Annotated in this window: 6 protein-coding genes and 2 pseudogenes; 1 reads left to right on the top strand and 7 read right to left on the bottom strand. The window is 67.3% G+C overall.

Going from position 1 to position 6,750, the window contains the following annotated elements:
- Positions 1–279: 279 nt before the first annotated feature.
- Positions 280–900, top strand: a pseudogene (locus tag ACQ4W7_RS11845) (L,D-transpeptidase family protein); the annotation flags it as partial.
- Here ACQ4W7_RS11845 and ACQ4W7_RS11850 read toward each other — a convergent pair.
- The 7 genes and pseudogenes from ACQ4W7_RS11850 to ACQ4W7_RS11880 form a co-directional block, all read right to left on the bottom strand.
- Positions 787–1,662: a transglutaminase-like domain-containing protein gene (locus tag ACQ4W7_RS11850; RefSeq protein WP_436530636.1), complete on the bottom strand. Its 876-nt coding sequence runs from the start codon at positions 1,660–1,662 to the stop codon at positions 787–789. The pseudogene ACQ4W7_RS11845 and the gene ACQ4W7_RS11850 overlap by 114 nt on opposite strands.
- An 8-nt stretch (positions 1,663–1,670) precedes the next feature.
- A complete protein-coding gene (locus tag ACQ4W7_RS11855) occupies positions 1,671–2,591 on the bottom strand; it encodes a rhodanese-like domain-containing protein (protein ID WP_436530638.1) in 921 nt (306 codons plus the stop codon).
- Positions 2,588–3,148 (bottom strand): type II secretion system protein, encoded by a 561-nt coding sequence (locus ACQ4W7_RS11860; protein WP_436530640.1) that lies wholly within the window; start codon positions 3,146–3,148, stop codon positions 2,588–2,590. The genes ACQ4W7_RS11855 and ACQ4W7_RS11860 overlap by 4 nt, the downstream gene beginning before the upstream one ends.
- Positions 3,135–3,512, bottom strand: a complete 378-nt coding sequence (locus ACQ4W7_RS11865) for a type II secretion system protein (RefSeq protein ID WP_436530642.1) — start codon at positions 3,510–3,512, stop codon at positions 3,135–3,137. The genes ACQ4W7_RS11860 and ACQ4W7_RS11865 overlap by 14 nt, the downstream gene beginning before the upstream one ends.
- Before the next feature lie 11 nt (positions 3,513–3,523).
- The gene (locus ACQ4W7_RS11870; RefSeq protein ID WP_436530644.1) at positions 3,524–3,988 is read right to left on the bottom strand and encodes a type II secretion system protein; all 465 of its coding nucleotides are present in this window, start codon (positions 3,986–3,988) and stop codon (positions 3,524–3,526) included.
- On the bottom strand, positions 3,988–6,279 hold the full coding sequence (locus ACQ4W7_RS11875) for a secretin GspD/PilQ domain-containing protein (protein WP_436530646.1): 2,292 nt from the start codon (positions 6,277–6,279) through the stop codon (positions 3,988–3,990). Before ACQ4W7_RS11875 ends, ACQ4W7_RS11870 begins: the two co-directional genes overlap by 1 nt.
- A 14-nt stretch (positions 6,280–6,293) precedes the next feature.
- Positions 6,294–6,750, bottom strand: a pseudogene (locus tag ACQ4W7_RS11880) (hypothetical protein); the annotation flags it as partial.

Consider the following 6,750-nt stretch of genomic DNA (forward strand, 5'->3'; position numbering starts at 1 on the left):
CACCCGCCGCCGGAGCTTGAGTGCCCAACACTCAAAGCGCGCCGCGCCTTTTGGCCGCTCGCTGGTCATCGGATTCGTAAAGTGTAAGTGAGAAATGCTAGGCACCATACGGCTCTCCGGCTCTTTTCACACAATTTAGCACTTTTACTTCATATTTCAAGGATGTCGCAACTTTACCTCGCTCGCATGCGAAGTCAAAGTGTATAAGCTGCCGCACTGGCATCAGAAACTCAATGAGTTACAGGAAGAAAGGTGTATACACAATTACTTCGATTGACGGACCCGGGGCATTTCGCCAAGCAGGGCCTGGAGTTCGTCACCGCCGCCGGCACCACCGTGCCGCAGTTGTCTAGCGCCAACTTGGACGCCGTGATGCGCGGGCAATGGCGGATCCGCCAGCGGCCGGGCCCGATGAACGCGCTGGGCGACATCAAGTTCATATTCCCCAACAGCGACAACATCTATCTGCACCACACGCCGGCGGTTCAGCTGTTCAAACGCGACCGGCGCGACCTGAGCCATGGCCGAATCCGCGTGGAAGACCCGGTGGCACTGACGAAATTCGTCTTGCAGGACGAGCCGGAATGGACCGAGCAGCGCATCCGCGACGCCATGGGCAGCGGCAAGTCCAACACGATACGGCTGAAGCGTCCGCTGCCGGTGGTGATCGCCTACGGCACCGTGCTCGCGAAGAACGATGGGAAAATGTATTTCTTCAACGATATCTACGGCAACGACAAATTGCTCGATACCGCCTTGAAGGCGAAGCAAGCGGCGCGCGGCCTGTCACAACAGTACCTTCAGCTCCCCTTGCAGTCGATAACGGTGGGCCAATCCGACAGGGTTGACCGGCGCGTCGCGGTAAATCCGGAACGCCACATACTGGCCGGGCGGCGGTAGCCAGTTTTCCTTCTGCGCATCGACGACGCGCCAGCCGCCGTCAAGGTAAACCTCGGCCCAGTTGTGGTAGTCCCGCGGCCGCGGCGCCAGGTCGCGGTCGCTCACGTAGCCGCCAACCATGCGCGCCGGCAAGCCGTTGGCGCGCGCCAGCGCCACCACCAGGTCGGCATATTCCGTGCAGTCACCGCGCAGCGCGCGCAGGCCCTGCAACGCGCCCGCCTCGTCGGCCAGGTAGCCGGCATAGCGCATATTTCCCCTGACCCAGTCGTAAATCGCGCGCGCGCCGGCCAACTCGTCCGCGCGCCGCAATTGCTCGGCCAGGGCACGGATTGGCGCGGCCTCCGATTCGATATAGCGCTCGGCCGCCAGCCACTGCGCCCGCCCGGGCAGGACCGCCCGCCGCAACGCAGCGGTGGGATCGAGTTCGACCACCGCCATCAACGTGACGACCTGCTGCGCGAGCGGCGGGAAGTTGTCAAACCACAGCTCCAAAATACGATGTTCGAGGGCGTCGGCTTGCAGCCGGTACGGCGCCGACACCTGCACCTCGCGCAGGCTCTGGCCGGCGGCCGCGCTGGCCGGCAGATAACACCAAAAACGCTGGCGCTCGAGCCGGCGATCCAGGGGATTGCTAAACGTCACGCTAAAGCGCAGGCGCCGCAGCACGGCCTGCCCGGCAGGCTGCGCAGCGGCGGGCGCCGCCGGCCCCAGACCGGCAACCGGCGCCCACAACAGGCGCTGCAGGAAGTTCCGGCGGCGCACGGGCCGGCCTAAAAACCGCAGGCGAGTTGTTTCGGGCCACGCGCCTGCGCCGACCAGATCGCCTTCTGCAGCGCGAGCTGGCGCACCAGCGCCTCGCGGCTATCGGCATACACCAGCAAGGGCAGCGGCACGAGCGCCTGCTGCAACTGCTCGATTTGCTGGTCCTCCACGCCAGCGTCGACGGCCAGCACGACCGCAGACAGCGGCACGCCCTTGCGTTCCTTGCGGTGCTGCTCCAGCGCGGCCTTGAGCGACCCGGGCGTCGTCTCCGGCAACACCAGCGAAAACGCCACGTCGCCCTGCAAGGCGCTTTGCTGCTTCGACAAGACGACGAGGTTGTCCAAGCTCTGGCTCGCCAGCCAGAACTCCGACGCCGACAAGCGCGCCAACTGCGGTGCGGCCGGCGCCCGTCCGGCCACGGGCTGGTTCTCGGCCAGCCACTGCGGCATGCCGCCTCGCAGCACCGCCACCTGCTTGTAGCCCAACTGCTTGAGGCGCGCACATTCGCTATACAGCTCCAGCTCGGCCTTGCCGTCGCCGATCAGGACCACCGTCTTGCCACGCCAATAGAGTTTACTGCGCAAGTCGAGCGCACTCAGGTTCAGCGCACCCTCTATGTGGAAGGCCTGGTGCGCCGCGCCGCCGCGGGTGTCGACCAAGGCGGTAGCGGGCAGCGCCAGCATGGCCTGCAGCGCGCTGACCGGAATGGCGCAGCCGAAATCCGGACTGACCGCGGGCGCCGCGCCGGCGCCCGCGCCGGGCCGCGCGTCATCGGCCCGGCATACACCGCTTGCGCGTTTGATTCCCCGCAATGCCTCGGGGAGGCCGTCCGCGCCTGCCGCCTGCGCGCCCGCGCCGCAGTGCCAGGCGGCGATGGCAAGGACACACAGCGCACGGCGCCAAGGCAAAGCATGCAGAAAATAGCTCATTTCAGTTCTTCCTGTAAATGGTCCGGCGTGCCGACCGGGGTGGTAGCCGGTATTGCGCCCGTTTCGCCCGGCGGCGGCAGGTCGGCCGGATAGACGAAGCGCCACTCGGTGTAGCGCTGCTTGCCGCGCAAGCCCATGTGTTCCACGGCGAAACCGTCCTGTTTGATCGGTTTCTTGCCGGACAGAGAATGCACGCCTGCGATGCGCCCGCCCACCAGCACCAAGCCCCACTCCGCCCGGCCGGTGAGCGGATCGACAAATACCTTGCGCAAATGGCGCGTGACACCCGGCGCGCGCGGATCGCGCAGCAAGTCCTCCAGCGTTGCCGGATATTCCTTCCTGCCGCCCGCTAAACCGCTTTCGTAATAGCGCGCGATCGCCGTCTGGAACTGCCGCCCTATCGCCAGCAAATGCTGTTCGCGCTCGCGCTGCGCAGCCGTGACGTCGATTTCCACCGCCACGCTCAGGGCCACCCCCATGAACGCCACCAGCAACAATACCCACAGGTAGGCAAAGCCGGCCTGCACCCGCCGGCCCGGGCCGTCACAGCGATTCATAGGCGTTGCCCTCCTTGTCCGTTCCCGCCGCGCCACTCTTGACGTCGGCCACGCCGGCGGCCTCGGCGTCGGCCGCCGGCACGGCGATCCAGGTCAGCGCCGACTCGGTCATCGGGTCGATTGGTACGGCGCGCAGATAGTTGTGCTCGACCAGATCGGCCAGGGTGTCCGGGAAGCGCCCCCGGTCCGCGTAGAATTTGTCGAGCGAGACGCGCATGATTTTCAAGTTCTCGCGCAGGACGCGCTCCCTGGCTTGCTCGAGCGAACCGATATAGCGCGGCAGCGCCAGGGTCAGCAGCAAGGCGATCACCACCATGACCACCAGCATTTCGATCAGGGTGAAACCGGGTCGGTGGGCGCGCATGGGGTTGGCCTTCACCATTGCCGGTAGGGCACGCCGTTCAGCCCCGGCTTGTCGGATTGCGAATAGACGTCGAACACGTCGTCGCCCTCGGCCGGTTCGTCCGGCGCCGCCGCGTAGCTGCGCAGGCCCCAGGCGCCGTCCGCCGCCATCGGGTCGTCCGGCAGGCGGCGCAGAAAATACAGCTTGCGTTTGCTCGGGCTGCGCTGATCGTCCACCCCTTCGACCAGTTGGGCCAGCGCGCGCGGATAGCCCGACTCGCCCACCTTGAGTACGATCCGGCCTTGGTCCGAGGCGCGCTTGTAGGCGTCGAGCGCCTCGCGGATGTCGCCCAGCGCGACGCGCAGCGCATGTTCCTTTTGCCGCTGCACGCCGAGTTGGGCCAGCGGCACGGCGACCGTGGCCAGCACGGCCATTATCGCCAGCGTCATCATCAATTCGATGAAGGTAAAACCGCGCGCGCGCGCCGCCGCGCGCATCAGGGCAGCACCCGCACCAGTTGCTCGGGCGGCAGCGCGATCGGGAGGTCCGGGGCGGGCTCGGGCGTGGCCGACAGCAACTGCAACCTGGCCGCCGGGACCGCCTTGAGCGCCTTGAACGTCACGCTGAGCAGATCGCCGCTGCCGTTGACGCCGGCGTCGTCGCCGTTGACGCCCTGCCGCACCAGCGCCACGAACACCTTGCCCTGCACCGCGTCGACGCGTTCGCTGAAGCTGGTGCGGCCGTTCCCCTGTTTGAAGAAGTCGCCCTCCTGCACGCCGACGATCTGCAGCTCCTGCGGATCGAAACCGAGCAGCAAAGGCAGGCCGCGCAAGGCCTGCTCGCTGCTCAGGCGCAGCACCGCGCTGAACTGCTCGCCCACCCGCACCTGGGCCGGGGCTTGCCAGCTCAGGCTGGCGGGCGCCACGTTGGCTGCGGCCGGCGCGGCGCGCCCCTGCGCGGGCAGCGCGGCGGCGGGCGCTTCCACGGCGCCCAGGCGCAGAGTCTGCGCGCCGACGCTGCTCTCGGTGCCGGAGTCGAATTCGGCGTCCAGCATGTCGGGGCGGCGCACCGTGCGCACGATCCGCGGCGTGATCGAGAGCAGGATCTCGCTGCGCTGGGTATCGTCCTTGCGGCTGCCGAACAGACGTCCGGCGAGCGGCAACTCACCCAGCAGCGGCACCTTGTTGGCCGTGCTGCGGTCCTCGTCGCTGATCAGGCCGGCCAGGATTTGCGTTTCGCCGTCCCTTAGGCGCAGCACCGTGTTGGCGCCGCGGGTGCCGATCTGGTAGGCCAGCGTGCCGGCCTTGCTGATGATTTCCCGTACCAGGTTCGAGACCTCCAGGTTGATCTTGATCGCCACCTCGTCGTCCAGATAGATGGTCGGTTCGACTTCCAGCTTCAAGCCGACATCGACGTACGTCACCGACTCGGACACGAAACCGGTCGAGGTGGCGGTCGTCGTGATCACTGGCACCCGGTCGCCGATCTGGATTTTCGCCTTGTCCTTGTTGCGCACGCGAATGCGCGGATTGGCCAGGATGTTGCCGTCCTGGTCTTCCTTGCGCGCGTTCAGCACGACGTTGCCGAGCACCGCCTGGATGCTGCCGGGGTTCAGGTTGTCGAAGGCGCTCAAGGTCAGCGGCGCGCCGGCGGCCTGTAGCGGCGACAGGCTGAGCTGGCTCGGCCAATGTATGCCAAGCTCCATCAGGCGCGAGCGCTTCACCTCCAGGATCTCGACTTCCAGCATCACCTCCGAATCGCCCAGGTCCTGCAGCGCGACAATGCGCTCGGCGATGCGGATTGCCTCCGGGGTGTCGCGCATGATGATGATGCCCAGGCGCTCATCAACGACCAGGTCCTTGCTTTTGACGATGGTTTTGATCGAATTCGACACCGCCTTGACGTCGGCGTTGGTCAGGTAAAAGCTACGTACCGCCAGGCTCTGGTAGTCCTTAATCTTTTGCGGCGTGCTCGGGTAGATCAGCAGCGAATTCTCGTTGAGGATTTTTTGTTCGAGCTGGTTCGTCACCAGTAGCAGGCGCATTGCGTCCTCGATCGTGGTGTTCCTGGCGAACACCGTGGCCTTCAGGTCGGGGCGAATGTCGCGGTCGTAGAAAAAATTCAGGCCCGACAATCTGGCCACCACCTCCAGCACCGACTTCAACGGCGCCTCGCGGAACTCCAGCGAGATCGGCTGGCGGAACGTTGCCGCCAGCTTGGTTTCGGGCCGCGCCTGCTTGGCGCGGGCCTCTTCGACGCGCGCGCGCAGATTCAGCGCGTCGCGCTGGCGCGGCTCCTCCGCCAGCACCGGGCGCAGCTTTTCCAGGGCGTCGCCCAAATCGGCCAGCGCGCCCTTCTTTAGCAGCGCCTCGGCCTCGGCCAGCAGCAGGCGGTGGCGGCGCGCGCCGACCAGCGCCGCCATGCCCTGGGCCGCCATCGCGTTGTCGGGGTCCAGCACTTGGGCCTGGCGGTAGCCTTTCTCGGCCTCGCTCAGCGCGCCTGCACGGCGCGCCGCCTCGCCCGCCGCGACCAGCCGGTTGACGCTGCTGGCGCGCCCGCCCGCCAGCGCGATGCGGTACTCGGCATTCTTCGGCTCCAGCCTGACGGCGGCCTCCAGCTGGGCCAGGCCGGCGGCGGCCTTGCCTTCGGCCAGCAAGGTCTTGCCCTCGCGGTAAGCCTGCGAGCCGGCGCAGCCGGCCAGCACCGCCGCCAGCAGGCCGGCGCCCAGCAGGCGAACGGCACGCCGCAGTGACGCACGGCACAACCGTCGACAGCGATTCAAGGTCATGGCTCGTCCCTTTTTCAACGCGTGCCCACTTCCAGCGTCTGGAGTTGGCCCGACGGGATGTAACGCAAACTCATCGCATTGCCGACGAGGCTTTCCACTTTGTATTGTTCGGCGATCGTGTCGCCCACCCGCACCAGCAAGTTCAGCTCGCCATGCTGGAGGAACACCACCGTCTGGCCCGCCTGCTCGTACTGCCCCAGCACGCGGAACGGCAGCAGTGGCGCCTGCTCCGGCGCCGCCGCCGGCTCGGCGGGCTCGGCGGCCGCCACCGCCACCGCAGCCGCGGGCACGGGTGCGGTCGCGGTCGCGGTGGCCCAGGGTGCCGGCGTAAATAACTGCCTGCCCTCTTGCTCGTCCTCTTCGACGCGCCGCCGAATGCTCAGCACGTCGAGCGCCGGTGCCGGCGGGGCGCCGCGCGCGCCCCTGCCGGCGGCGGCCCGCCGGCCGTCCGGCTTGGCCGTGCCGGCGCGG

It is taken from the genome of Janthinobacterium algoris (assembly GCF_051380935.1).
In the GTDB taxonomy this organism is placed as follows: domain Bacteria; phylum Pseudomonadota; class Gammaproteobacteria; order Burkholderiales; family Burkholderiaceae_D; genus Janthinobacterium.

What these genes read in the sequence shown, in the direction of transcription:
- ACQ4W7_RS11875 (WP_436530646.1), bottom strand. Translation starts at nt 6,279, where the DNA reads ATGACCTTGAATCGCTGTCGACGGTTGTGCCGTGCGTCACTGCGGCGT.
- ACQ4W7_RS11860 (WP_436530640.1), bottom strand. Translation starts at nt 3,148, where the DNA reads ATGAATCGCTGTGACGGCCCGGGCCGGCGGGTGCAGGCCGGCTTTGCC.
- ACQ4W7_RS11855 (WP_436530638.1), bottom strand. Translation starts at nt 2,591, where the DNA reads ATGAGCTATTTTCTGCATGCTTTGCCTTGGCGCCGTGCGCTGTGTGTC.
- ACQ4W7_RS11870 (WP_436530644.1), bottom strand. Translation starts at nt 3,988, where the DNA reads ATGCGCGCGGCGGCGCGCGCGCGCGGTTTTACCTTCATCGAATTGATG.
- ACQ4W7_RS11865 (WP_436530642.1), bottom strand. Translation starts at nt 3,512, where the DNA reads ATGCGCGCCCACCGACCCGGTTTCACCCTGATCGAAATGCTGGTGGTC.